This window comes from Amycolatopsis vastitatis, from assembly GCF_002234595.1.
Lineage (GTDB): Bacteria > Actinomycetota > Actinomycetes > Mycobacteriales > Pseudonocardiaceae > Amycolatopsis > Amycolatopsis vastitatis.
In genome coordinates this window covers 1-23,937 of sequence record NZ_NMUL01000039.1, presented here as the reverse complement: position 1 = coordinate 23,937, position 23,937 = coordinate 1, and the positions used below count along the sequence as shown (strand labels likewise).

Below are 23,937 nucleotides of genomic sequence, written 5' to 3'. Positions count from 1 at the left end.
CCATTGAGGGGCTTCAAGTCCCTCAACGGGCCGTTCACGGCTTTCAGGATCGCAGCCAGACCGCGGTGTCGGTCGGGAGTTCGGTGGTCACCGGGCCGCTGGCCAGCAGGACTTCTCCGTCCGGGAGCGGGATCGGTGTGGTCGAGAAGTTCAGCACGAACGTGAATCCCGGCTCGCGGCGGAACGCCAGCACGCCGTCGGCCGGCGAAAGCCATTCGAGCTCGTCGGCAGGGAGTTCGCGCCGCAGGCGCAAGCCTTCCCGGTACAGCGACAGCATCGACGCCGGATCGGCGGCTTCCGCCTCGGCCGTGTAGCCCGCCCACTCGACCGGCTGGGGGAGCCACGTGCCACCCGGGCCGAAGCCGAACGGCGGGGCGTCGCCGGACCACGGGATCGGCACCCGGCAGCCGTCGCGGCCGGGGTCGGCGCCGTGCGTGCGTGCCCACACCGGGTCCTGCCGCAGGTCGTCGGGGATGTCCAGGACCTCCCAGAGCCCCAGCTCCTCGCCTTGGTAGACGTACAGCCCGCCGGGCAGCGCCAGCGTCAGCAGCGCCGCCGCCCGCGCCCGCCTGGTGCCCAGCTCCCGGTCCACGGGCAGCTCGTGCAAGCGGTCGGCGAAGGAGAAGCCGGTGTCGCGTGGGCGGCCATAGCGCGTGACGTGGCGCGTGACGTCGTGGTTCGAGAGCACCCACGCCGCCGGCGCGCCGACCTCGTCGTGCGCTCGCAACGTGCGGGTGATGACGTCCCGGAAACGCGCGGCGTCCCACGGACAGACCAGGAAGTCGAAGTTGAACGCCGAGTGCAGCTCGTCGCGGCGCAGGTAGCGAGCCGCCCGTGACATGTCCGGCAGCCACATCTCGCCGACCAGCACCCGCTCACCCGCGTAGCTGTCGGCGATCTTGCGCCACGACCGGTAGATCTCGTGCAAGCCCTCCTGGTCGGAAAACGGCGACTCGTCGCCGTCGTCGACGTCGGGTAGCCGCGGGTCCTTGACCAGCCCGTCGGCGACGTCGATGCGGAAGCCGTCGACTCCGCGGTCGAACCAGAACCGCAGCACGTCCTCGAACTCCGTGCGGATCTCCGGGTTGTCCCAGTTGAAGTCGGGCTGGCGCGAGCTGTAGAGGTGCAGGTACCACTCGCCGTCCGGCACGCGGGTCCACGCCGACCCGCCGAAGCGTGACTTCCAGTTGTTCGGCGGTTCACTGCCGTCCGGGCCGCGGCCGGGACGGAACCAGAACCGCTGCCGCTCCGGCGAACCCGGACCCGCGTCCAGGGCGGCTTGGAACCAGCGGTGCTCGTCGGAGCAGTGGTTGGGCACGATGTCGATGATCACGCGGATGCCCCGGGCGTGGGCCTCGGCGATCAGGGCCTCCGCCTCGGCGAGGGTGCCGAACAGCGGCTCGATGTCGCGGAAGTCGGCGACGTCGTAGCCGCCGTCGTCCATCGGCGACGGGTACCACGGGGTGAACCAGATCGCGTCGATCCCCAGGTCGGCCAGGTGGTCGAGCCGGGCACGGACGCCGGCGAGGTCGCCGACGCCGTCGCCGTTGCCGTCCGCGAAGCTGCGGATGTACACCTGGTAGATCGCCGCGCTTCGCCACCAGCCGGTCTTGTCGGTCACGAAAGAGCCCCTCCTGGTCGTTGTGAATGCCTCAGCCCTTGACGCTGCCGGCGGTCAGCCCGGCGAGGATCTGCCGCTGGAAGGCGAGGAACAGCGCCACCATCGGCAGGCTGGCCAGCACCATCCCGGCGACGAGCACGTTGAGCGGCATGTCGATCGCCACCCGTTGCAGCATCACCGAGAGCGTCTGCTTGCCGGTGTCCGGGAACACCAGCAGCGGCCAGATGAAGTCCTTCCACGCGGTGACCACCGCGAGGATCGACACGACGGCCAGGATCGGCCGCGAGATCGGGAGGATGATCCGCCAGAGCGTGCGCACCGGCCCGGCGCCGTCGATGCGCGCCGCTTCGACGAGCTCGTCCGGGATCTGGTCGAAGAACCGCTTCAGCAGGTAGATGTTGAACGCGTTCGCCGCCGCCGGCAGCCACACCGCGGTGGGCGAGTTGATCAGGTTGAGGTGGAGCAGCGGCAGGTCCGTCACCGTGACATACGTCGGGACCAGCAGCGCCGTGGCGGGCAGCATGAGCGTGGCCAGCATCAGCCCGAGCACGACGTTGCCGAATTTCGGCCGCAGCTTCGACAGCGCGAACGCGGCCGGGACGTCGATGGCCAGCTGCGCCAGCCAGGCGCCGCCGGCGACGACGAGCGTGTTGAGGAAGTACTTGCCCAGGCTCAGCTGGTCCCACGCGTCGGCGAACGTTTCGGGGTGCCACTCGTGCGGGACGAGCGTCGCCGGCGTCTGCGCCAGCTCCTGCGGGGACTTCATCGCCCCGGTCACCGCCCAGTAGAGCGGGAAGAGGAAGGCCAGCACGAACAGCACCAACGTGCAGGCGAAGACGACGCCGTAGACGACCGTGCCGCGGGGGCTGCGCAACGCGCTCGGGGAGACGAGTGTCCTCATGACTGGTCCGCCTTCCGCGTCAACCGGACGTACCACGCCGAGAACACGCCGAGCGCCACGAACAGCAAGAGGCTCATCGCGCTCGCCGAGCCGAAGTCGTTGTAGACGAAGGCGTAGCGGTAGAGCAGCAGGAGCACGGTGACCGTCGAGTCGTCCGGTCCGCCGCCCGTCATCACGTACGGCTCGGTGAACACCTGCATGGTCGCGACGATCTGCAGCAGGAGGAGCACCAGCAGGACGAACCGGGTCTGCGGGAACGTCACGTGCCGCAGCCGCTTCCACAGCCCGGCGCCGTCGAGCTCCGCGGCTTCGTACAGTTCGCCGGGAATCGTGCCGAGCGCGGCCAGGTAGATCAGGGTGGTGCTGCCCATGTTGGCCCACGTCGAGACGAACACCAGCGACAGCATCGCCGTGCCGCTCGAGTCGAGCCACCGGCCGCCGGGCAGGCCGGCCGCGCCGAGTACCGAGTTGAACAGGCCAGGACCGGGGTCGTAGAACCACTTCCACATCAGCGCCGTGACGACCGGTGGCAGCATCACCGGCAGGTAGACGGCGAGCCGGAAGAACGCCTTCGCGTGGCGCAGCTCGTTCAGCAGCACGGCCGTGAGGAACGGGACGGCGAACCCGAAGACCAGCGCGAGGCCGGTGAACAGCAGTGTGTTGCGCCAGGCGACCCCGAACAGCGGATCTTCGAACAGCTTCGCGAAGTTGCCGAAACCGACCCAGGTCGGCGCGTTGACGAAGTCGACCTGCTGGAAGCTCAGCAGCACGCCGCGCACGATCGGGTACCACGAGAACAGCGCGAACACCACGAGCGCGGCGCAGAGCAGGCCGTACGCGGTGAGGTTGTCCTTGAGCTTGCGGCGCAGCCTGGTCCGGCGTCGTTCTTCTTGCGTCGCACCCGGGCGCCTGGCCCGCGACGGTCTTGCCGCGGGCCAGGCGAGCAGGCTACTTGACCTGGGCGAGGACATTGTTGACCTTCGACGCGGCCGACGAAAGCTGCTGGTCGATGTTCGCGTTCTGGTCGGTGAGCACGGCCTGCATCACGCTGTCGAGCGCGGCGTAGATCTGCTGGGCGTTCGGTGGCTCGATGCTGCCCTTTATGTGACTGGTCGTGTCCACGTAGGACTGGAAGTTCTGGGCGGGAACGTTGGCGTACTTGGCTTTCAACGTCAGCTGCTGGTCGCGCACCGCGCCCTGCCAGATGTCCGGGGTCGGTTCGGCGGGCAGGCCGACCGGCTGCTTGCCGTCGACGTACTGCCGGATGTGCTTTTCGAAGCGATCCGGGTTCAGGTACTTCCACTGGATCCACTCGAGGCCGGCCTTGATCTTTTCCGGCGACGCCTTCGGGTTGATCATGTAGCCCTCGCCGCCGAGCAGGGTGCCCTGGCCGCCGGGCATGCCCGCGATGCCGTAGTCCTCGTACTTGCCGTTGAACTGCTTGACCAGCACCGGGATGTTGTCCGGAGCCGCCATGTACATGCCGAGCCGGCCGGCGCCCATCATCCGCTGGACGTCCTGGGCTTCGAGCAGCTGCTTGGCGCCCATGGAGTTGTCGGACCAGCGCATGTCATGCAGGTACTGGAGGGCCTTCTTGCCCTTGTCGTTGTCGAAGTCGGCGACCCACTTGTCGCCGTCCTTGCGGGCGATGTCACCGCCCATCGAGTAGAGCCAGCCGGTCAGGTGCCAGCCGCCCTGGTTGTTCTTGCTGTAGTCGGCGTACCCGACGATGTCGTTGCCCAGCGCGGAGATCTTCTTCGCGGCTTCGCGGACTTCGTCCCAGGTCCGCGGTGGCTTGTTCGGGTCGAGCCCCGCTTGCTGGAACAACGGGCGGCTGTAGAGCAGGCCCATCGTGTAGTTCATCGTCGGCAGCCCGTAGAGCTTGCCGCCGGCGTCGCGGAAGTTGTCGAGCAGTTCCGGTTTGAGGTCGCCGACGTGCGGGACGCTCTTCGCGGCTTCGGTGATGTCGGCGGCCTGGTGCCGCGCGATGATCTGCGCGGGGTCGGTGAAGTAGACGTAGTAGACGTCTTCGAGCTGGCCGCCGGCGAGCTTGGCGGAGAACGTCTTGGGGTCCATGAACCCTTCGTGCGGGTCGATGTCGATGTTCGGGTGCGCCGCCTCGAACTCCTTGACGTCGGCGTCGAACACGCTGCGCTCGAACGGCTGGCTGGTCGGCGGCTGGCCGGTGACCGTGATCTTCACTTTGCCGCCGGTCTGAGCGGCGTTGTCACCGTCGCCGCAGGCGGCCACCCCCAAGGCGAGGCCACCTGCGGCGAGCAGGCACAACGTCCGGCGGGAGACGGTTCGGGACCAGGGACTGCTCATCTCAAGCCTCATCTCAGGGTCGCGACGGCTGTCACGTGATTGCGGTCACTCTAAAGTGTGAGACTGGATTGACGCAATAAGACGACTGGACCGTGCAAACTACGAACAGGTGGTGGTTGTCCACAGGGCGGCGGCGATGTGGACAACCCAGCCCCTCGCACGGCTTTTCCGGCTTTTCGTCGGGTGGGCCCGATACGCTGGATGCGGGGCCGGTCCCCCGGAGAGGGTGGGGGCTGCTTTCCGCGCGGGAGCGCTGCTTTCCGACGGAGTGTCGTGACCCTGGGGCAGGCATGCGAAAGGGCGCGACGGCCGGAACCGTCGCGCCCCTGGGGTTGAGTGCTAAGCCGTGCGGCGGGCGGTGGAACCGCGGACCACCAGTTCCGGCGCGAAGAGCAGCTCCTCGGCTGCCACTTCGCCGCCGTTGATCCGCTTGACCAGCAGTTCCACCACCGCACGGCCCATCGCCTCTATGGGCTGGCGGGTCGTCGTCAGGGGCGGGTCGGTGCAGTTCATCAGGGCCGAGTCGTCGTAGCCGACCACCGAGATGTCCTCGGGGACCGACAGTCCCTGTCGCCGCGCGGCGCGGATCGCGCCCAAGGCCAGCAGATCGCTTGCGCACAGCACCGCTGTCGCGCCGCGGGGGTACAGCCGGGCCGCTGCCGCGTGGCCGCCTTCGATCGAGAACATCCCGTGCTCGACCAGCTCGTCCAGCACCGGCAGTCCCAGCTTCGCCGCGTACGCCTGGAATGCTTCGAGCTTGCGCCGGGACGGCACGTGATCGGATGGTCCGAGCACCAGGCCGATCTTCTCGTGCCCGAGCGAGCTCAGGTGCCCGACGACCTGCTCGACGGCGACCGCGTCGTCGCACGAGACCTGCGGCAGCCCGAGGTGGTCGACCGCGGCGTTGATCAGCACCGTGGGCAGCCGCCGCTCCACGAGGTGGTGGTAGTGCGAGTGGATCGCGTCCGCCTGCGCGTACAGCCCGCCGGCGAACACCACGCCCGATACCTGCTGCTGCAGGAGCAGTTCGACGTACTCGGCCTCGGACACCCCGCCCGCCGTCCGCGTGCAGAGCACCGGCGTGAACCCCTGCTGGGCGAGCGCGTTGCCCATGATCTCGGCCAGTGCGGGGAAGATCGGGTTCTGCAGCTCCGGCAGCACCAGCCCGACCAGCCGGGCCCGGTCGCCGCGCAGCTGGGTGGGCCGTTCGTAGCCCATCACGTCCAGTGCGGTGAGCACGGCGGCCCGGGTGCTGGCGGACACCCCGGACCGGCCGTTGAGCACGCGGCTGACCGTGGCTTCGCTGACCCCGACCTGGCGGGCGACTTCGGCAAGGCGACGCGTCATGCGTGAAACTTTACAGCAAGCAGGCGAAAAAGCAGGACGATGGACGGCGTGCCGAACCGGCGCCGAACTGTGGATCAACGGTCGCGCGACGCGCACATCCCGTTCCTAGCTTGGCCCTCGGGAACACGATCCGAGGGGGACGATGACCAGCACACTCGACCGCGCCACCGCCCGGGCCACGGGATCCCGTGGCCTCACGGCGCTCGCCGCACTCGCTCTGCTGCTCGCTGCCTACCGGGGGTTCCGGATGCCGGGCGACTGGGTCGCGACGCTCGAAGCCGTGTCGGTGACCGACGGCTTTCACCGCCGGTTCCTCGTGGGGACCCTGCTGCACCCGCTTGCCGTGGTCACCGGCTACGCGTACTGGGTCTTCGCGGTCGCGGCGTTCGCCGTCCTCGGGGCACTGCTGACGGTGCTGGGCCTCGCGTTCTTCCGTGCCCGGTACTCCGGCCACCGGTTCCTGGTCGTCGGCTGGCTGCTGCTGCCGACCGGCGGGTTCTTCTTCCACGACGTCGGCTACTTCGAACAGGTGCTGTACCTCCTGCTGTTCGCCGCTTTGTGGCTACTGCCGCGACGGCCCGCGGTGGCGGCCGGGCTGATGACCGCCGCGGTGCTCGTGCACGAGATCGCGGCGCTCACCGTCCTCCCGGTGTTCGCGGTCGTGCTGGTGCGGCGGTTTCCCTGGCAACGTGCAGCGGTGCTGCTCGCGGCACCGGTGACGGCGGAGCTCACCGTGCTCGCGATGCCGGCGTCGAACGCCGGCGCGGCCGACCGGCTGTGGACCGCGATGGCCGGCGCCGGCTTCGCCCCGCGAGCCGATGCGCTGGCGCTGTTCGAGCGCACCCAGAGCGAAAGCTGGCGGCTGTACTCCGTCACCGAGGTCCTGGTGTTGCTGGCGCCGATCCTCGTCGTGGTGGTGACGGGCTTCCTGACACAGCGGCCGGACGTGCTCGGTGCCGCGGCCGTTGCGGCGCCAGCGTTGCTCGCCTTCGGTGGCTGGGACTGGGCGCGCTGGGGGTTCCTGCTGGTCACGAACTTCGCGCTGCTGCTGTGGCTCGGTCCGGTCCGGGACTTCCGGCCGTGGCCACTGATCGGCGCCGCGGTGCTGCTCGCGCACCTGCCGCTGCCCTACTTCGACGGTCAGCACCCGCGCGACCTGAGCTGGCGGCAGCTCACCGCGTTCGCCGATCAGGCGTTCTCGACACCGGCGGACCGGGGGAGCCGCACGGTGAACACGGCACCGTCGTCGTTGTGCGCCGCCAGTGATCCGCCGTGCACGAGCACGTTCTCCCGGGCGATCGCCAATCCGAGCCCACTGCCCTCCGTCGCCTGACGCGCGTGGTCGCCGCGGGTGAACCGGTCGAACAGGACCGGCAGCAGGTCCGCCGGCACCCCGGGCCCGGCGTCGGCGACGCGCACCACGACGTCGTCGCCGGTGCCGTCGAGCGTGACCGCGACCGGCGCGGCGCCGTGCCGGACGGCGTTGCTCAGCAGGTTCGCCACCACGGTGTGCACTCGCCGCGGATCGGCGATGACCGTGACGTCGCCGGCCGTGGTCACGGCGGCCTCGACGCCGGTGACTTCGGCGGCGTCCGCGACCAGGTCGGCGAGGTCTACGGGAGCCACCCGCAGGTCGGCCTTCCCGGCGTCGAACCGGGCGATCTCGAGGAGGTCTTCGACGAGCTTCGCCAGCCGGCGGGCCTGAGTGCCGAGGATCTCGGCGGCGCGGGTGCGGGTGGCGGGTTCGGCGTGGTCGAGGCTGTCGACGGTGGCGATCATCGAGGCGAGCGGCGTCCGCAGGTCGTGGGCGACATCGGCGACGAACCGCCGCTGCTGGCGGTCCTTCGCGTGCAGTTCTTCGATGGACTCGCCGAGCCGCGCGGCCATCGTGTTGAACGACTCGGCGAGCGCGGCGACCTCGTCCCGGCCCTTGACCGGGACGCGGGTGCCGAGCGCGCCCGCGCCCAGCTCGTCGGCCGCGGCGGACAGCTCCTTGATCGGACGGCGGATCCGGCGGCCGATCAAGAACGCGACGCCGACCCCCAGCACGCTCACCCCGAGCGCGATGAGCGCCAGGTTCCGGCGCAGCGCGCCGAGGTCGGTTTCCAGCACGCCGAGATCGAAGAGTTCGACGAGGTAGTAGTCGGCGCGGCCGAAGTAGCGGCTCACGACCAGCGCCGGGCGGCCGGTCGCCGGATCCGTGGTGACCGCGGTGTTCTGCCAGACCGACCCGGAAGGGTGGGAAAGAACCGCCGCTTCGACCGGCCGCAGCACCTCCTCCGGGGTCTCGGTGGAGACCATCGCGGGTGGCCCCAGGTAAACGATCCGGTGTCCGTCGAGCTCCAGGGGCGCGCGGGCGATCGTGGTGAACGGCTTGCCGGGCGGTTTGGTCACGAGCAGCCAGCCGACGGGCTGCAACCTGAGCTCGTAAAGGATCACATCGGCCACCTGATCGGGCCGGGCCCGGTCGACTTTCTTCTGCACCTCGAGGTTGTCGCTGATCATCTTGGACTCGACGGCGATGGTGAACGCCTGCACCGCGTCCCCGGATTGCACCTGGTACGCGAAAAAGGCCATGACCGCCGTCGCCGTCGTGGTCACGCCGACGATCGCCGCGACGATCCGCGTCCGCAGGCTGACGGCCGGGAGCCTCACTTCGTCACCAGGCGGTAGCCGAGGCCGCGGACCGTGCGCAGCAGCACCGGGTTCGCCGGGTCGTCCTCGACCTTGGCCCGCAGCCGCGCGACCGCCGCGTCGACGATCCGCGAGTCGCCGACGTAGCCGTAGTCCCAGACCCGCTTGAGCAGCACCTGCCGGCTCAGCACCTGGTTCGGGTGCTCGGCGAACTCGACGAGCAGCCGGATCTCCGTGGCGGTCAGGGCGAGCTCCTCGCCCCCGCGGGTGACGCTCATCGCGGCGGCGTCGATCTCCAGCTCACCCACGCGCAGCAGGCCGGCTTCCGGCACGGCGGGGTGCGCGCGGCGGCCGATCGCCTTGATCCGAGCGTCGAGCACGCGGGGTTCCGCCGGTTTGACGACGTAGTCATCGGCGCCGCATTCGAGCCCGGCGACGACGTCGATCGGGTCGCCGCGCGCGGTCAGCAGCACGATCGGCAGCCGGCTGCGGGCGCGGATGCGGCGGCAGACCTCGAAGCCGTCGATGCCGGGCAGCATGACGTCGAGGAGGACGAACTCGGCGTCGCCGAGCGCGGTCAGCGCGTGCTCGCCGGTGGGGGCGTGGACGACGTCGTGGCCGAGGGCGCGCAACGCCAGCGAAAGGGCTTCGGCCAGTGCCTCGTCGTCCTCGACGAGCAGCAGACGCGGCACTGGTCCTCCCCGGGGATGATCTCCCGGCGAGATTAGTGCAGGGCCCGGCGGCCCGGCGGTTCTCGTGCGGAACCGTCGAGCCGCCGTGCCGTTTCGTCACACTAGGCGGCCGCCACCTCGAACTCGGACGCCTGGCCGGCGGGCCAGCCGGTGTTGCCGCTGAACGTCAACCGCACGAAACGCTGGGACGTCGCCGCGAACGACACCGACGCGGTATTGCCGGACGCGGGGTCGAACGCGTAGCCGCGCGAACCCACCAGCGTCGTGTACGAGCCGCCGTCGGTGCTGCCGGAGATCGTCACCGTCTGGGTGCGCGTGCCCCAGGCCGGCGACGGCGGCAGGCGCAGCGTCACCTTGTTGATCGACGAAGCCGTGCCGAGGTCCACGGTCAGCGTCTGCGGGAAGGCGTTGTTCGTGCTCTCCCAGTAGGAGTTCGCGTCCCCGTCGACCGCGTTCGACGGCGGGAAACCACCCTGCGAACCCGACGCGCTGATCGCCTTGCCCCGCGCGAGGTTGGTGCCCGGTTGCGGCGGCTGCGGCGGACCGGAGTTCGGCGGGGGCCAGGTCGAGCAGTCGTTCCAGGTGCCGGTCCAGCCGCTGTTGCCGGACCCGCTGAACGTCATGCGCGGGATCGACGCCGGGTAGGGGCAGTTGTACGTCCCGGTTACGCCGACGCCGGACGCCGTCAGGTTGCTGATCGACACCGACCCCTGCGTCTGCGCCTGCGCGACGAACGTGCCGGCGCCCTGCACCGAGACGCCGTCGATGGTGACGCCCTGGATCGGCTTGCCGGCGCCGTTGCCGTCGATGAACTGGATCGCCTCGTACGGGCTCTGGATCGCGGTGAACCCGGTGACCCGGATCGTCACGCCGGTGATCGCCTGGTCGCGTGCGTCGAACCACAACGCGCCGACGCCGAACTGCCAGTTCGGGTCGAGCGCTCCGGCCCGCAGCGCGGTGTTGCCGGACAGTGTGATCGTGCCGCCCAGCGGGACCGAGTTGAACCGGTTCCCGACGACGTAACCGCCGCCGAGCGCGTTGGTGTCCTGCACCAGGTTGCCGCTCACGGTGTTGTCCGAGCCGCCGTACAGCGCGATGCCGTTGGCCAGGTTCGGCTGGACGACGGTGTTGTTCGCGATGGTGTTGCCCGAGTCGGCCTGCCCGTTGGACCACAGCGCGAGCCCGTCGTCGCCGTTGTTGCGCAGGTAGTTGTTGCGCAGTGCCGAGTTCGTGACCGCGCCGTCGAAGTTCACGCCGTCGGCCTGCGTGTCGAGGATGCGGTTGTTCTCGATGGTGACGTTCGACGACGCGCCGTTCATCAGCCACAGGCCGCACTTGGTGTCCTGGATCCACAGGCCCGAGACGACCGAGCCGGTCCCGAGGACGCCGTGGAACGCGTTGTCGGGGCTGCCGTCGTTCCGCTCGGTGACGTCTCCGAACACGGCGAAGTCGTACAGCCTGATGTTCCCGGACGCGCTGCCGTTGTTGAAGATGTTGTTGCCGTGCAGCACGGTGTACCACGGGCCGGCGCCGCGCACGGTCGTCTGGTCGATCTGCAGGGCCGAGCCGATCTCGAAGCGCCCGGACGGCACCCAGACCTCACGTCCCTGCGAGCGCGCCGCCGACAGCGCGGTGCGGAACGCCTGCGAGTCGTCGGAGCCGTCGTCCGCCGTGGCGCCGTAGTCAGTGACCGAGAGCGCGTTCGCCGGTTTCGTGCCCGCGCCGCCGACCTGCTCGAAGTCGGCGAGGTCGAGGGTCGCCTGGCCGACGTCACCCGAGTCGGCCTGCACGCGCACCTTCGCGCCCGGCGCGAGGTTCTGCCCCAGCAGCAACCTCGCGTCGTCGAAGAAGTGGTGGGTCTTCGCGCCCGGGATCCAGCCGGTGTCCACATAGGAATAGCGCGACGTCACCGAGAGCCCGTTGCCCAGCCTGGCCCCGTTGACGTATACCGAAAGCCGGCCCGAGGAACCGTCCGGGACGTTGTAGTGGACGTTGATCGCGTTCGCCGCCGCGGGCAGCGTGAACTCGACGTACTGGCCGGTCCCGATCCGGACCGCCTGCCGCCCGGAGGCTTCCGAAGCCAGGCTCGCCTGGGTGTAGTCGGGGCCGACGGCCGAGCCGTTCGTCGCCGAACACTCGGCTTCGACCGTCCGGAACGGCACGCTCGCGCCGCCGGACGCCGTTGCCGGGCAGGTCGCCGCCGCGGCGGGCGTCGTCGCGCCGGTGACCAGCACGGTCAGCCCGGACGCGGCGAGCGCCGCGGCCAGCAATGCCGCGCGGCGCCGGGGAGTAGGGGACATCGTCGTCACCTTTCTCGCGGGGATCGGGAGGTGCAGGACGTCGACGTGATCGGGATCATACGAATATCGAACAAGAATCCGCAATAGTTTGACTGACTTACGCAAATTTGCGACAGATTCTGACGGTCGCGTGGTTCATCCGACGTCCGGTCCGACTTGCTACGTTGTCGCCATGAGCCAGCGACGGGCCGACGGCAGCGCAGGGGACGCGGACTACGGCGCGATCGGCGGGGTGTACACCGACTACCGCAAGCCGGATCCGCGGATCGGCCAGTACATCATCGACGCGCTGGGCGACGCGCGAACCGTGCTCAACGTCGGCGCGGGCGCCGGTGCGTACGAGCCGGCCGACCGCGAGGTGACCGCGGTCGAGCCTTCCGCGTCGATGCGCGCGCAGCGGCCGGCGGGCCTGCCGCCGGCGATCGACGCCGTCGCCGAAAAACTTCCGTTCCCGGACCGGGCCTTCGAAGGCGCGATGAGCACGTTCAGCGTCCACCAGTGGAACGACCTGTGGACGGGGCTGCGGGAGCTGCGGCGTGTCACGCGCGGCCCGATCGCGATCCTGACCTGCGACCCGGAGCGGCTGCGCCGGTTCTGGCTGCTCGACTACGCGCCTGAAGTGATCGAGACCGAGGCCGGCCGCTATCCGTCGATCGACGACATCGCCGACGGGCTCGGCGGCCACACGTCCGTCGTCGGCGTGCCGATCCCGATCGACTGCACGGACGGGTTCAACGAGGCGTACTACGCGCGTCCCGAACGCCTCCTGGATCCGGGCGCGCGGCTGTCGTGCTCGGCGTGGAGCTTCGTCGACGACCGCGTGCACCACCGCTTCGCCGCCGAACTGCAGCACGATCTCGACGACGGCACGTGGGACCGCCGCTACGGCGCGCTGCGCGAGCAGGCGACCTTCGACGGTTCGCTGGTCCTCGTCGTTTCCGATCCCACGGCGTGACCCCGCCGCCGTTCGATCCGGAGCTGGCGGCGGCCGTCGAGGAGCTGCGCGCCGGACGTCCGCCGTTGACGACGCTCGCCGACATCCCCGCGCGCCGCGCGGTGGTCGCCGCGGACGAGCGGACCGTCGGCGAGCTGGCCGCGGCGCATCCGGGGTTCGCCTTCCGCGAGGAATACGCCGGTGACGTGCCGCTGCTGGTCGTCACCCCGCGGGGCCGGGCTTCGGCAGGCGTCCTCTACCACGTGCACGGCGGCGGCCTGATCGTCGGCAGCCATCGCGGCGCGGACGTGCCCGTCCTGCTGGACTGGGCCGGGGACCTGGACCTCACCGTCGTCTCGCCGGGCTACCGGCTCGCGCCGGATCACCCGTACCCGGCGGCGGTCGAGGACTGCTACGCCGGTCTCCTGTGGACGGTCGAGCACCTGGGCCGCTGCCCGGTGATCGGCGGGGTCAGCGCGGGTGGTGGCCTCGCCGCGGCGACGACCCTGCTGGCGCGCGACCGCGGCGGCCCCGACCTCGCGGGCCAGCTGCTGATCTGCCCGATGCTCGACGACCGCAGCGACTCGGCGTCCGCCGCCGACCTCGACGGCCGGGGCCTGTGGGACCGCACGGCGAACAACGTCGGCTGGACGGCGTACCTCGGCGATCGCCGCGACGTCCCGGCCTACGCGGCTCCGGCGCGCGCCGAAGACCTTTCCGGCCTGCCGCCCGCCTTCCTGGACGTCGGCACGGCCGAGACGTTCCGCGACGAGGTCGTCGTCTACGCGAGCCGGATCTGGCAGGCCGGCGGCGCAGCCGAGCTGCACGTGTGGCCGGGCGGGTTCCACGGGTTCGATGCCCTGGTGCCCGGCGCGGCGATCAGCCGGGCGGCGCGGGCCGCCCGGCTGGCCTGGCTGCGGCGCCTGCTAAGCCAGTAGGTCCTGCAGTTCGCGCACCGCGCGGGCGAGTTCGTCGGCGAAGCGGTACATCTCCGCCGAGACGTGCTTCGGCGTGCTCAGGTAGATGTTCCAGCGGTCCGGCAGCAGCACGTACGCGATGCCGATGCACTGCGGGCTGGTGGAGCCGAACCCGAAGTACTGGATGTTGACTGACGGCGCCGAGCTGGTGCTCAGGTAGTCGTCCCGCATCTTCAGCCAGCCCGGCGAGGTGTACAGGGCCGGCGTTCCGGCGTCGCCACGGCGTTTTCCGATCAGCTGCAGCTCCCACAGGTGCTGCTCCGGCGCGTCACCGGCCTGGCATTCCTTCGCGCGGGTGACGTGCTTCGCCGCGGCGGCACGGAACGCTTCGCGCTTTTCTTCCGCGGAGGCGTCGGAGGTCATGACGTCGGCGAAGCGCACGACCTCGGGCGTGACGACCCGCATGGCCTCGGTCCGGCCGTTCTGGAACTGCCGGGTGGCGATCGATTCGTACGTCGCGCCGGTCAGGCCCTTCGCACGGCGATGCGCGAGCTGGTACGACATCTGCGCGAAGGCGTCCGGGGACATCCCCAGCTCCTTCGCCCGGTTCGCACCGAAGTCGAACGACACGGTCTGCGTCGCCGTCGCGTCCGCGTAGGCCTTGAAGGCTTCTCGGGCGGCGCGCGCGTCTTCGCGGAGTGCGTCGGTCAGCGTGAACTCGACGATCTCGTAGCCGGGGACGCCGTCAGCCGGTTCGCGGTCCTCGCGCGCCCCGCTCAGCAGCGCGTCGGTGAAGCCGAGGATCGTCGTGCCGTCGAGTTCGCAGTGCTCGACGTTGATCCCCGCGGTGCCGTCTTCGAACACGATCAGCGACACCGCCTTGTCGTACCAGCGGTTGTCGGCGTACAGCAGGCGGTCACCCGCTTCCAGGGCGTCCGCCGGCGTGAAGTCGTCCAGGCACAGGCAGAACAACGCGGTCTCGATGGTTTCCAACGCGGCGGCGTTGCCCGCTTCGAGAAGCGCGGCCCGCGAAGCGGCCCACTCCGCGCGGGCCTTCGTGGTGAAGGCTCCGGCCGGGACGTCGGTGACGTGGTCGTCCTTGAGGATCGCGCGCAGCGCGTCGGCCAGCTGCGCCGGCGAGTGCGGGCGGCCGTCTTCGGCGAGGACGTCCATGCGGAAAGGCGTGCCCTTCGAGAACACGACGATGTGCCGCTCGGGCGACGGGAACTGCGTGCGCGCGGTGTCGAGCACCTCGCCGGGAATCCGCGTCGCCGAGAACAGGTACTTGTGCTGCACCATCGACTGCGGCGTGCCGCGCAGCAGCACCGGCGGCACGAGTTCGCTGTCGAGCTTCAGCTTGTAGTCCACGGCGGACGCGGTCAGCTCGGCCGCGCGCTCCACCTGGCCCAGCGGGGATTCGCGGAACAGGAAGAAGAAGTTGGCGTTGAGCGCGATCCGGTCGCGGCGGCCGAGGTAGCGGTACGGCCAGAACGTGTCGAGCCAGCTGCGCACGCCCGGCGAGCGGTCGTACTCCTCGAGCGCCGCTTGCAGCCCGTGTGCGGGGCTGTCCGGCGCGAGGAACTCGGCCACCGCCGCTTCGGTCTCCGCCAGTTCCTCCGGCGTCAGCAGCGGGCCGCACCACTCGAGGAAGCGCTGACAGCTGTCTTCCAGCGTGGGGAGCGGGACGCGGGGGAGCCGGTCCTCGTTGCCGAAAGTGCGGGTGGACCATTCCGGACTGCTCACGGTCATCCTTCTTGCTCGGAAGTCTCGAGCCGGGCCGCGAGTTCCGCGGCCGAGCCCTCAGGACGGGAAACATACAACCGGGCGTAGAGCCACCCGTCGGACTCCAGTCCGGTGGGGTCGACCCCGGCCGCGCTCAGGGTGTCCAGGATCTGCGTCTGCTCTTCGGCGGAGGCGAACTGCCGCTGCCGGAAGACGCCTTCGACGCCCGCGGTCTCGTACCCCAGCTCGGCGAGGCTTTCGGCGATCGGCTCGTAGGAGAACATCCGCAGCACGAAGTGCGCCATCCACGGCCGCGAGCCGCGCGCGATCCGGGTGAGGGTCTTCTCGGTGACGTACCCGACGCAGCCGGTGGAGATGACGAGGTCGACGTCGTCCAGGAGCTTCTGCTGGGTGCCGTCCGGGTCGTCGCGTTCGAAGTCGGCGTGGATCGCCTCGTCGAGGAAGCCGGCGGAAAGCGCGTACTCGAGAGCCGGGGCTGAACTGTCGAGGCCGTAGAACCGGGGATTGCCGCTGCGGACGCGCTTCCGGTCCGCCTCGACCAGCGCCGCGTGGTTGAGCGCGCGCACGGCCGGGTCGGTGTAGTGGGCGTAGAGGTCGTCCATCGTCGCTCCGCAGCGCTGCAGGGCCGCGTTGACTCCGTACGAGCAGCCGACGTCGAGCACGGTCGGCCGCTCGGCGTGGTGCTCGGCGATCAGCTTCGCGAAGTACGGCTTCGCCAGCTGCGGGATGTGGTAGCCGACGCGCTTGAGCGTGCCGAAGAACGGACGCGGGTCGGGCGCGGTGTAGATGTGGTCGAACGAGATCTTGCCGGTCGAGTCGAAGGGCACTGGCCAGGCTCCTGATCTAGTCGAGTAGTTCGTCGCCGCGGGCGGTGCGCTCCGCGAGGTGGGCGGGCAGGACACGGCCGAACAGCTGCCGCGTCCGCTCGGCGCTGCCGACGACCCCCGTGCGTTCGCTGTAGGCGAAGATCGCGGAGTGCCGCGCTGTCCCGCCCTCCACGGTACTGACACGGTGCAGTGCGAAGCGTCCCTTGAACAGCTGGAGATCACCGGGCCGCAGGTTCAGGTGCCGGACCAGCCGGGTGTCGCCGGCCAGCACCGCCCGGACGTCGCCGAGGTTCTCGTCCGCCGCGGACCGGATGCCCGGGCAGTACTCGAACGTCCCGCCGTCCTCCGCGGCCTGCGTCAGCATGCTGACGGTGTGGGTGTTCGTGTCGAAGTGCCACGGGTGCGCGCGGCCGGGCGCGATCACGTTGAGCGTCAGCCCGGACAGCGGGTCGGCGAGTTCGTGCAGCTCCGGCAGGCCGAAGCAGTCGGCGACGAACCGCTGGAACAACGGGCTCGTGTACAGCCGGCTGATGATCGCCGACGCCGGGATGCGGTCGCGCGCGACGAAGGCATTGCCGCGCTCCATGATCGTCCGGCCCGGGTGGTCGTCGGGCAGCGGCTGGTCGATCGCGGTGTTGTAGGCGTTGACCTTTTCGATCTTCGTGTACGCGTGCGGTTCGAGCGCGGCGCATTCCTCCCGCAGCACGTCGTGCAGTTCGGGGCGGATGAAGTCGGCGAGGACGCTGCAGCCGACGTCGGCGAGTTCCGTGCGCGTGCGGTCGACCGCCTCCCGCCAGGCGGGACTGCCCGGGGCGGTGAGCGGGTACCGGTCGGTGTCGACCATTTCCAGCGGCGCTAGGGAGGTGCTCATCGTCGAGGTCCCTTCCGGCGGGTGAAGGAACAGAGTTAGCACAGACCGCCGCTGGTCAACCGTCGGTTTGTGAGCGGTGACACAAAGTGGTCACATGCGGATTTTGGTGGCCCACGAGCTGACCGTGACGGTGCCCGTGGTGCCCACATCGGTCTCGATGGGCTGTTTTTGCGCCGGCTCGCCCGGGGCGGGCACCACGGAAATGGCGGCGCCGGTTTGCTTGTCACCGCTCGTCACCGTGGCCGACCACGACAGCACGGCCAGGGCTTTCTCGCCCGGTTGGAGGGTGAGGTTCTGCGGCCCGAAGTCGCCTGCGAAGTAGGACGTCCCGTGTTTGACTTCGATGTCCATCGGGGTGCCGTCGTCCGCGAGGACCTTCAGGTCGGGGTAGTCGGTGACCTTCCGCGGCGTCGTGTCCCGGTTGGTCAGGGTCAGGACGCTGGCGCGGTGGCCGAGGGCCAGTTCGACCTGGCCGACCGAAAGCGACAGTCCGGTCGACGGCGGCGGAGCGTACGTCGGGCTCGGCGGAGTTGGCGTCGGTGTCGGAGCGGGCGGTGGCGGCGTACCGCAACCGGCGAGAAGCGCGACGAAGAGAAGCGGTGCGAAGCGAGAAACCCCCATGCGCCGGAGGGTAGCGGGCGCCGGTCACCCGGCGCCCGCCCACCTCACGGCGTGAGCAGCGGCAGGAGCGGCTTGCGCACCTGCGTCGCGACGCCGTCCGAAGCCTCGGCGGCGGCGATCCGCTCCGGCGACGGCCGTCCGTAGCCCGTCGTGCGCTGGACCAGCGGGCGGCCCAGCGGCTCGACCATCGCACGCATGTCGCTGATCGTCTTGTACGACCCGTGCGACGCGCCGGCCATCCGGCTGATCGTCTCCTCCATCAGCGTGCCGCCGATGTCGTTGACGCCACCCTGCAGCACCGCGCGGCTGCCTTCGGTGCCGAGCTTCACCCAGGAGCTCTGGATGTTGTCGATCATCCCGTGCAGCAGCAGCCGGGCCAGCGCGTGCACCGCCCGGTTCTCGTTCTGCGTCGCGCCCGGGCGGGCCAGGCCGGCCAGGTAGATCGGCGAGCTCTGGTGGATGAACGGCAGCAGCACGAACTCGCTGAACCCGCGCCGCCCGTGCTTCTCGAGGCCTTCGCGCTGCAGCCGCGCGAGCAGCTTGAGGTGGGCGACCCAGTGCGCGGGGGTGTCGACGTGGCCGTACATCATCGTGGACGTCGTCGGCAGCCCGACCTCGTGCGCGGTCGTGACGACCTTGATCCACTCCGACGTCGGCAGCTTGCCCTTGGTGAGCACCCAGCGGACGTCGTCGTCGAGGATCTCCGCCGCCGTGCCCGGCAGCGAGTCGACGCCGGACTCCTTGGCCTTGATGAGCCAGTCGCGAAGCGAGAGGTTGGTCCGCGAAGCGCCGTTCACGACCTCCATCGGGCTGTAGGAGTGCAGGTGGATCTCCGGCTGACGGCGCTTGACCTCGGCCGCGAGGTCGAAGTACGCGGTGCCGGGCAGATCCGGGTGGATGCCGCCCTGCATGCAGATCTCGGTCGCGCCCGCGGCCCACGCTTCGTCGACGCGGTCGCCCACCTGCTCCAGCGAGAGCGTGTACGCGTCGGCGTCGGTGCGACGCTGCGCGAAGGCGCAGAAACGGCAACCCGTGTAGCAGACGTTGGTGAAGTTGATGTTCCGCGTGACGACGAAGGTGACGTCGTCGCCGACCGTCTCGCGACGCAGGTCGTCGGCGATCCGGGTGAAGGCGTCGAGCTCCTTGCCGTCGGCGTGCAGCAGCGCGAGCGCAGCGTCGTCGGACAGGCCCGCGGGGTCCTTCTCCGCGCTGCGCAAGGCTTCCAGGATGTCCGTGTCGAACCTCTGCGGCCCGGTCTTGATCCGGTCGCCGATCTCCTTCCAGTCCCCGTACACGGAGTCGAAGTCGCTGCGGCGGTCCTCGGTGCGGCCGCTGGTGTCGATCTCGGTGTGCAGGTCGGTGCGCCCGGACTCCTGCCAGCCGCCGTCCGGCTCCTGCCACGGGATGCCGACCGGCATCGCGCCATCACGGGCCATCCCGGTGTCGTAGTCGACGAGCGCGGCGACGTGCCGGGTGATCCGTGGGTCCAGCCACGGCTCACCGGCCTTGACGTACTCCGGGTAGATGGTGAGCCGCTCCTTGAGTTCGAACCCGGCCTTTTCGGTGCGGCGGGCGAGCTCGTCGATCTGCGGCCACGCCCGTTCCGGGTTGACGTGGTCGGGGGTCAGCGGCGAGACGCCACCCCAGTCGTCGATGCCGGCGCGGATCATCAGGTCGTACTGGTTGCCGATCAGGTTCGGCGGCGCCTGGATGCGCATCTTCGGGCCGAGCACCAGCCGCGCGACGGCGATGTTCGCGGCGAGCTCTTCGAGGTCGGCGTCCGGCGTCGCGCGCATCTTCGTGTCCGGCTTGGCCCGGAAGTTCTGGACGATGACTTCCTGGATGCCGCCGTAGGTCTTGGCGATCTTGCGGATCTCGAACAGCGCGTCCGCGCGCTCCTCGAACGTCTCACCGATGCCGATCAGAACACCCGTGGTGAACGGGACGCTGCTGCGCCCGGCGTCTTCGAGCACCCGCAGCCGGACGGCGGGGTCCTTGTCGGGTGAGCCGTAGTGCGGGCCGCCCTTCTCGGACCACAGCCGGGTCGCCGTGGTCTCCAGCATCATGCCCATCGACGGCGCGACCGGCTTGAGCCGCTGGAAGTCCTGCCAGGTCAGCACGCCCGGGTTGAGGTGCGGCAGCAGGCCGGTCTCCTCGAGGACTCGGATCGCCATCGCGCGGACATAGGAGAGCGTGTCGTCGTAGCCGTGCGCGTCCAGCCACTCGCGGGCGACCTTCCAGCGGTCCTCGGGCCGGTCGCCGAGCGTGAACAGGGCTTCCTTGCAGCCCATTTCGGCACCCTTGCGGGCGATGTCGAGGACCTCGTCCGGGGACAGGAACGGCGATTCGAGCCGCCCCGGCACGGTGACGAACGTGCAGTAGCCGCAGCGGTCGCGGCACAGGCGGGTCAGCGGGATGAACACCTTGCGGCTGTAGGTGATGATGCCCGCGCGCCCGGCCTCGGTCAGGCCCGCGTCGCGGATGCGCGACGCGTACTCGGACAGCTTGGTGAGGTCGTCACCGCGGGCGTGCAGCAGGACGCTCGCTTCGGCTACGTCGAGTGTCTTCCCGTCACGCGCCCGGGCGAGCGCGCGGCGCATCGCGGAGGCGGTCGGGGTGGTGGCGTCGGGTTCGGGTCCCATTCCGCCCACGCTAGGACCGTCCTCACGCGACCAGCCAGTGTGTGTTCCGCACCTGGCTCACCCTTTCGGGTCGGGTGGTCGTCGCCGCAGGTCAGCGGGTTCGCGTGGTTGTCGATCAGCTCCCCGGCGTGTATTACCTAAAGGGTGGCATCGGTGGTCGGCAAGAAGATCGGCGGACGGACCTACTACTACCTGGCGGAGTCCGCCCGGGTCGACGGAAAGCCGCGGGTGGTGACCCAGCGTTACCTCGGCACGGCCGACGAGATCGCCCGCGCCGTCCCCGGCGGCGAACCCGCGTCGGCTTCGTACCGGACATACGGCGACGTCGCCGCGGTGTGGGCGACGCTTTCGCGCCTGGACTTCGTCCGCCGTGTCGATGACGTCGTGCGATCGAAGCCGGGCCTCGGGCTGCCCCTCGCCGTCGCGGTGCTGCACCGCGCGACCGCGCCCGAGACGCCGATCGGCGAGTGGTGGGCTTCCGGGGCGGCCGCGGATCTCGTCCGGCCCCGGATGGCCACGGTGGCAGGACTGTGGCGGGCCCTCGAACGCCTCACCCCCGAGCGCATCGCGGGGATCGAGGAGACCGTCGCCACCGTAGTCCTGGACATCCTCGACGACCACGCGGCGCTCGCCGTCGACGTCCCGCAGTTCGCTGCGTTCGCGCCGGCCGACTGCACGCTGCCGTCCGCCTGTCAGGGCGTGCTCGCCGGAGCGGGCCTGCGGGTGACCCGCGACGGCGCGATCCCCCTCGAATCGCGGCTGTACCGGCGTGACGACGGCACCTCGCCGACGTTCGCCTCGTTGATGGGCGAACTCCGCCGCACTCAAGAACCCAGCCCGGCCACGCTCGTCTTCCACGCCGGCCAGGCGGCCCAGCTGGACCTGGGCTCGCGAAGCGGTTTCGTCGGGTCGTTGCCGCTGACCGACCACCCCGAGCTGCTGACCCAGCCCGCGTCCGCGCGCAAGCGCGTCGACCCCGAGCGGTTCGCGGGCCTCACCGCGCTGGACACGCACGCGGTCGTCGACGGCGTCCGGCGACGGGTGATCCTCACGCATTCGGCAACGCTGCACGCGGCGCAGTCCCGCGCGTTCGCCGACGAGCTGGCCACGGCGACCCGGGAGCTGGACGGCCTGGCCGCGGCACTGGCCGCGGGCACCCACCGCGGCGACCGCGCCCAGGTGCACGCCGAGATCGGCCGGGTGACGCGGGGACGGCGCGTCGAGCGCGTGCTCACCGCCGTCCTGAGCGGGAACCGGCCCGGCGAGATCCGGCTCGAACGGCGGATCGACGCCGCCGCGGTGGCGCGGCTCGACGACGAGTTCTTCGGCAAGCAGGTGCTGGTCACCGACCGGGACTGGCCGGTCGGTGACGTCGTGACGGCCTACCGGGCCCGCACCCACCTCGAATCGACGTTCCGCTGGCTCACCGGCCCCGCCGTCACCGGGCCGACCCCGCGCTGGGAGTGGACGCGGCAGCGGATCGCCGCGCACGGCCTCGTCTCGGTGCTCGCCGCGACCGTGACGCACCTGATGCGGCGCGAAGCGGACCGGGCGGGGATGAACCTGTCGGTGCGCGAGCTGCTCGACCAGCTGGCCGGCATCGGTGAGCTGGTGCTGCGGTACCCGTCCACCGGCGGGCGGCCACGGACGAAACGCCTGCTGACCGAGCTGGACCCGGCGCAGCAGGCGCTGTTCTCCCTGTTTCAGCCCTCGCGGTAGATCTGCAGCGCCGAGAAGCTCTGGACCACCGGCATCAGCTCGATGACGTTGATGTTGACGTGCTCCGGCTGGGACGCGGCCCAGTAGACGGACTCGGCGACGTCGTCCGCGGTCAGCGGCGTGGTGCCTTCGTAGACCTTGTCCGCCTTGGCCCGGTCGCCGTCGAAGCGGACCTTCGAGAAGTCCGTGCCGCCGACCATGCCCGGCTCGACGTTCGTCACCCGGACGCCGGTGCCGTGCAGGTCGCTGCGCAGGTTGAGGCTGAACTGGTGCACGAACGCCTTGGTCGCGCCGTAGACGTTGCCGCCGGGGTAGGGATAGGTGCCGGCGATCGAACCGAGGTTGATCACGTGACCGCGGCCGCGCTCGACCATGCCCGGCAACAGCGCGCGCGTGACGTGCGCGAGGCCGCGGACGTTGGTCGCGATCATCTCGTCCCAGTCCTGGAGGTCGGCCCGGTGCGCGGGCTCCAGGCCCTTGGCCAGGCCGGCGTTGTTGACCAGGACGTCGACCTCTCGCCAGTTTTCGGCGAGACCGTCGACGGCGGCCCTGACCGCTTCGGGATCGCTGACGTCGAGGGTGACCGGAAGGACGGCGTCGCCCAGCTCGCCGGCCAGCTTCGCCAGCTTGTCGCCGCTGCGGGCGACGGCGATCACGCGGGCGCCCTCGGCGACGAACCGGCGCGCGATGGCGTCACCGAAGCCGGCGCTCGCGCCGGTCACGAACACGGTCTTCTGCGGGGTCATGGCGTGGCTCCGCTGCTCTTGCTCGTCGTCAGGAAGGTGCTGAGTGCCTCGTCGAACTCGGTCTCGCACTCCAGGTTAGGCAGGTGGCCGGAGCCCTCGATCACCACCAGGGTGGAGCCCCTGACCTTGCGGTGGATCAGCTCGGCGTCGGCGACCGGGGTGAACTCGTCTTCACTGCCGACGACCACCAGGGTGGGGACGGCGATGTCGCTCAGCCCCGGCGTGTAGTCGGGGCGTTCGGCGCGTCCCCTGAGCGCGGCCGCGGCACCTTCCTTCGGCGCGTTGCGCATCATCTTCCTGACGTGCGCTTCGACGTCCGGCCTGGTCTCGCGGGTCTGCCTCGAGATCATCTTGGGGAGGAGCTCCTCGGCGTAGCTCTCCATGCCTTCCTCGGTGATGCGGTCCGCGGTGTCGTAGCGCGCCTGCTTGGCGTGGGGGTTGTCGAGGCCCGCGAAGGTGTCGGCCAGGACGAGGGCGGTCACGCGCTCGGGGTGGTCCGCGACGAGTTGCATGACGATCTGGCCGCCCATGGAGAGGCCGCCGAGGACGAACCGGCCCAGCTCCAGGTGGTCGGCCAGGTCGACGAGGTCTCCGGCGAAGACGTCGAGGCCCGTCTTCGTGCCCCGGGCGGGGGACTCGCCGTAGCCGCGGAGGTCGGGGGTCACGACGCGGTAGCCGGTCCTCGCCAGGTGCTCGGCCTGGGGCCGCCACATCGAGCGGTCGAAGGGGTGGCCGTGGACGAGGAGGACCGGGCGCCCGCGCTTCGGGCCGAGGTCGTCGTGGGCGAGTCTCATGCGGCCGACGCTAAGCGGAGCCTTGCCGCGGAGCAATACGGCGCAATGTAGTCGGAGCAATGTTCTTTCGGTGGCGCTCCCGGCCGGTTCGGGGCAGACTGAGGCGCGGACGGGCTCCGTCAAGGGGTCTGACCTGCGCTGATCTTGTTAAGGGACCCCCCTGTTTCGGGCCCTTTCGGGGCATGTAAAGTTCTCCAAGTCGCCAGGGAGACCGGGTGGCCGCCGGGACACGAACCAAGCTCTCGCGGATTGCGATTGAGTGGGTGTCCCACCAAAAACTGCTAGGAATGACTCGCTTTGAGC

The 23,937-nt window shown here is 70.2% G+C and carries 18 protein-coding genes; 3 read left to right on the top strand and 15 right to left on the bottom strand.

The features are described 5' to 3' along the window. Positions 1-43: 43 nt before the first annotated feature. The 8 genes from CF165_RS32945 to CF165_RS32905 all read right to left on the bottom strand — a co-directional run bounded on the left by CF165_RS32945 (position 44) and on the right by CF165_RS32905 (position 11,820). Positions 44-1,621: a glycoside hydrolase family 13 protein gene (locus CF165_RS32945; protein ID WP_093951494.1), complete on the bottom strand. Its 1,578-nt coding sequence runs from the start codon at positions 1,619-1,621 to the stop codon at positions 44-46. A gap of 31 nt (positions 1,622-1,652) precedes the next feature. Beyond that, positions 1,653-2,522, bottom strand: a complete 870-nt coding sequence (locus CF165_RS32940) for a carbohydrate ABC transporter permease (protein WP_093951493.1) — start codon at positions 2,520-2,522, stop codon at positions 1,653-1,655. Further along, complete coding sequence (locus tag CF165_RS32935) at positions 2,519-3,493, bottom strand: carbohydrate ABC transporter permease (protein WP_093951492.1); 975 nt, start codon at positions 3,491-3,493, stop codon at positions 2,519-2,521. Before CF165_RS32935 ends, CF165_RS32940 begins: the two co-directional genes overlap by 4 nt. Then, positions 3,471-4,847 (bottom strand): ABC transporter substrate-binding protein, encoded by a 1,377-nt coding sequence (locus CF165_RS32930; protein WP_093951491.1) that lies wholly within the window; start codon positions 4,845-4,847, stop codon positions 3,471-3,473. The genes CF165_RS32935 and CF165_RS32930 overlap by 23 nt, the downstream gene beginning before the upstream one ends. 339 nt (positions 4,848-5,186) lie before the next feature. Then, entirely contained in the window at positions 5,187-6,194 is a 1,008-nt protein-coding gene (locus tag CF165_RS32925) for a LacI family DNA-binding transcriptional regulator (RefSeq protein WP_093951490.1), read from the bottom strand. 1,188 nt (positions 6,195-7,382) lie between these two features. Continuing rightward, a complete protein-coding gene (locus CF165_RS32915; RefSeq protein ID WP_093951488.1) occupies positions 7,383-8,849 on the bottom strand; it encodes a sensor histidine kinase in 1,467 nt (488 codons plus the stop codon). Then, complete coding sequence (locus CF165_RS32910; RefSeq protein WP_093951487.1) at positions 8,846-9,520, bottom strand: winged helix-turn-helix domain-containing protein; 675 nt, start codon at positions 9,518-9,520, stop codon at positions 8,846-8,848. The genes CF165_RS32915 and CF165_RS32910 overlap by 4 nt, the downstream gene beginning before the upstream one ends. A 101-nt stretch (positions 9,521-9,621) precedes the next feature. Further along, positions 9,622-11,820, bottom strand: a complete 2,199-nt coding sequence (locus CF165_RS32905) for a discoidin domain-containing protein (protein WP_093951486.1) — start codon at positions 11,818-11,820, stop codon at positions 9,622-9,624. A gap of 172 nt (positions 11,821-11,992) precedes the next feature. Between CF165_RS32905 and CF165_RS32900 the strand changes: the two genes are divergently transcribed. Next, entirely contained in the window at positions 11,993-12,775 is a 783-nt protein-coding gene (locus CF165_RS32900) for a class I SAM-dependent methyltransferase (protein ID WP_093951485.1), read from the top strand. After that, complete coding sequence (locus tag CF165_RS32895) at positions 12,772-13,692, top strand: alpha/beta hydrolase (RefSeq protein WP_093951484.1); 921 nt, start codon at positions 12,772-12,774, stop codon at positions 13,690-13,692. Before CF165_RS32900 ends, CF165_RS32895 begins: the two co-directional genes overlap by 4 nt. On the opposite strand, the gene CF165_RS32890 is transcribed toward CF165_RS32895, so the two are convergent. From CF165_RS32890 to CF165_RS32870, 5 genes are all read right to left on the bottom strand, one after another. Continuing rightward, on the bottom strand, positions 13,681-15,420 hold the full coding sequence (locus CF165_RS32890; RefSeq protein WP_167441629.1) for a choline/carnitine O-acyltransferase: 1,740 nt from the start codon (positions 15,418-15,420) through the stop codon (positions 13,681-13,683). The genes CF165_RS32895 and CF165_RS32890 overlap by 12 nt on opposite strands. Continuing rightward, positions 15,417-16,241, bottom strand: a complete 825-nt coding sequence (locus tag CF165_RS32885; protein ID WP_093951482.1) for a class I SAM-dependent methyltransferase — start codon at positions 16,239-16,241, stop codon at positions 15,417-15,419. Before CF165_RS32885 ends, CF165_RS32890 begins: the two co-directional genes overlap by 4 nt. A gap of 16 nt (positions 16,242-16,257) precedes the next feature. Beyond that, positions 16,258-17,112, bottom strand: coding sequence for a HalD/BesD family halogenase (locus CF165_RS32880; RefSeq protein ID WP_093951481.1), 855 nt, complete (start codon positions 17,110-17,112; stop codon positions 16,258-16,260). Between the two features lie 90 nt (positions 17,113-17,202). Beyond that, on the bottom strand, positions 17,203-17,733 hold the full coding sequence (locus CF165_RS32875; protein WP_205661036.1) for a DUF4232 domain-containing protein: 531 nt from the start codon (positions 17,731-17,733) through the stop codon (positions 17,203-17,205). 44 nt (positions 17,734-17,777) lie between these two features. After that, positions 17,778-20,375: a bifunctional FO biosynthesis protein CofGH gene (locus CF165_RS32870; RefSeq protein ID WP_167441628.1), complete on the bottom strand. Its 2,598-nt coding sequence runs from the start codon at positions 20,373-20,375 to the stop codon at positions 17,778-17,780. A 153-nt stretch (positions 20,376-20,528) separates the two neighbouring features. Between CF165_RS32870 and CF165_RS32865 the strand changes: the two genes are divergently transcribed. After that, positions 20,529-22,094 (top strand): IS1634 family transposase, encoded by a 1,566-nt coding sequence (locus CF165_RS32865; RefSeq protein WP_093951479.1) that lies wholly within the window; start codon positions 20,529-20,531, stop codon positions 22,092-22,094. On the opposite strand, the gene CF165_RS32860 is transcribed toward CF165_RS32865, so the two are convergent. Then, positions 22,079-22,840: an SDR family oxidoreductase gene (locus CF165_RS32860; RefSeq protein WP_093951478.1), complete on the bottom strand. Its 762-nt coding sequence runs from the start codon at positions 22,838-22,840 to the stop codon at positions 22,079-22,081. The genes CF165_RS32865 and CF165_RS32860 overlap by 16 nt on opposite strands. After that, positions 22,837-23,634 (bottom strand): alpha/beta fold hydrolase, encoded by a 798-nt coding sequence (locus tag CF165_RS32855; RefSeq protein ID WP_093951477.1) that lies wholly within the window; start codon positions 23,632-23,634, stop codon positions 22,837-22,839. Before CF165_RS32855 ends, CF165_RS32860 begins: the two co-directional genes overlap by 4 nt. Positions 23,635-23,937: the final 303 nt, after the last annotated feature.

Bases quoted from the DNA above. Each gene is read 5' to 3' on its own strand.
- CF165_RS32880 (WP_093951481.1), bottom strand. From the start codon at position 17,112: ATGAGCACCTCCCTAGCGCCGCTGGAAATGGTCGACACCGACCGGTAC.
- CF165_RS32860 (WP_093951478.1), bottom strand. From the start codon at position 22,840: ATGACCCCGCAGAAGACCGTGTTCGTGACCGGCGCGAGCGCCGGCTTC.
- CF165_RS32905 (WP_093951486.1), bottom strand. From the start codon at position 11,820: ATGTCCCCTACTCCCCGGCGCCGCGCGGCATTGCTGGCCGCGGCGCTC.
- CF165_RS32930 (WP_093951491.1), bottom strand. From the start codon at position 4,847: ATGAGCAGTCCCTGGTCCCGAACCGTCTCCCGCCGGACGTTGTGCCTG.
- CF165_RS32935 (WP_093951492.1), bottom strand. From the start codon at position 3,493: ATGTCCTCGCCCAGGTCAAGTAGCCTGCTCGCCTGGCCCGCGGCAAGA.
- CF165_RS32855 (WP_093951477.1), bottom strand. From the start codon at position 23,634: ATGAGACTCGCCCACGACGACCTCGGCCCGAAGCGCGGGCGCCCGGTC.
- CF165_RS32940 (WP_093951493.1), bottom strand. From the start codon at position 2,522: ATGAGGACACTCGTCTCCCCGAGCGCGTTGCGCAGCCCCCGCGGCACG.
- CF165_RS32875 (WP_205661036.1), bottom strand. From the start codon at position 17,733: ATGGGGGTTTCTCGCTTCGCACCGCTTCTCTTCGTCGCGCTTCTCGCC.
- CF165_RS32900 (WP_093951485.1), top strand. From the start codon at position 11,993: ATGAGCCAGCGACGGGCCGACGGCAGCGCAGGGGACGCGGACTACGGC.
- CF165_RS32890 (WP_167441629.1), bottom strand. From the start codon at position 15,420: ATGACCGTGAGCAGTCCGGAATGGTCCACCCGCACTTTCGGCAACGAG.
- CF165_RS32925 (WP_093951490.1), bottom strand. From the start codon at position 6,194: ATGACGCGTCGCCTTGCCGAAGTCGCCCGCCAGGTCGGGGTCAGCGAA.
- CF165_RS32870 (WP_167441628.1), bottom strand. From the start codon at position 20,375: ATGGGACCCGAACCCGACGCCACCACCCCGACCGCCTCCGCGATGCGC.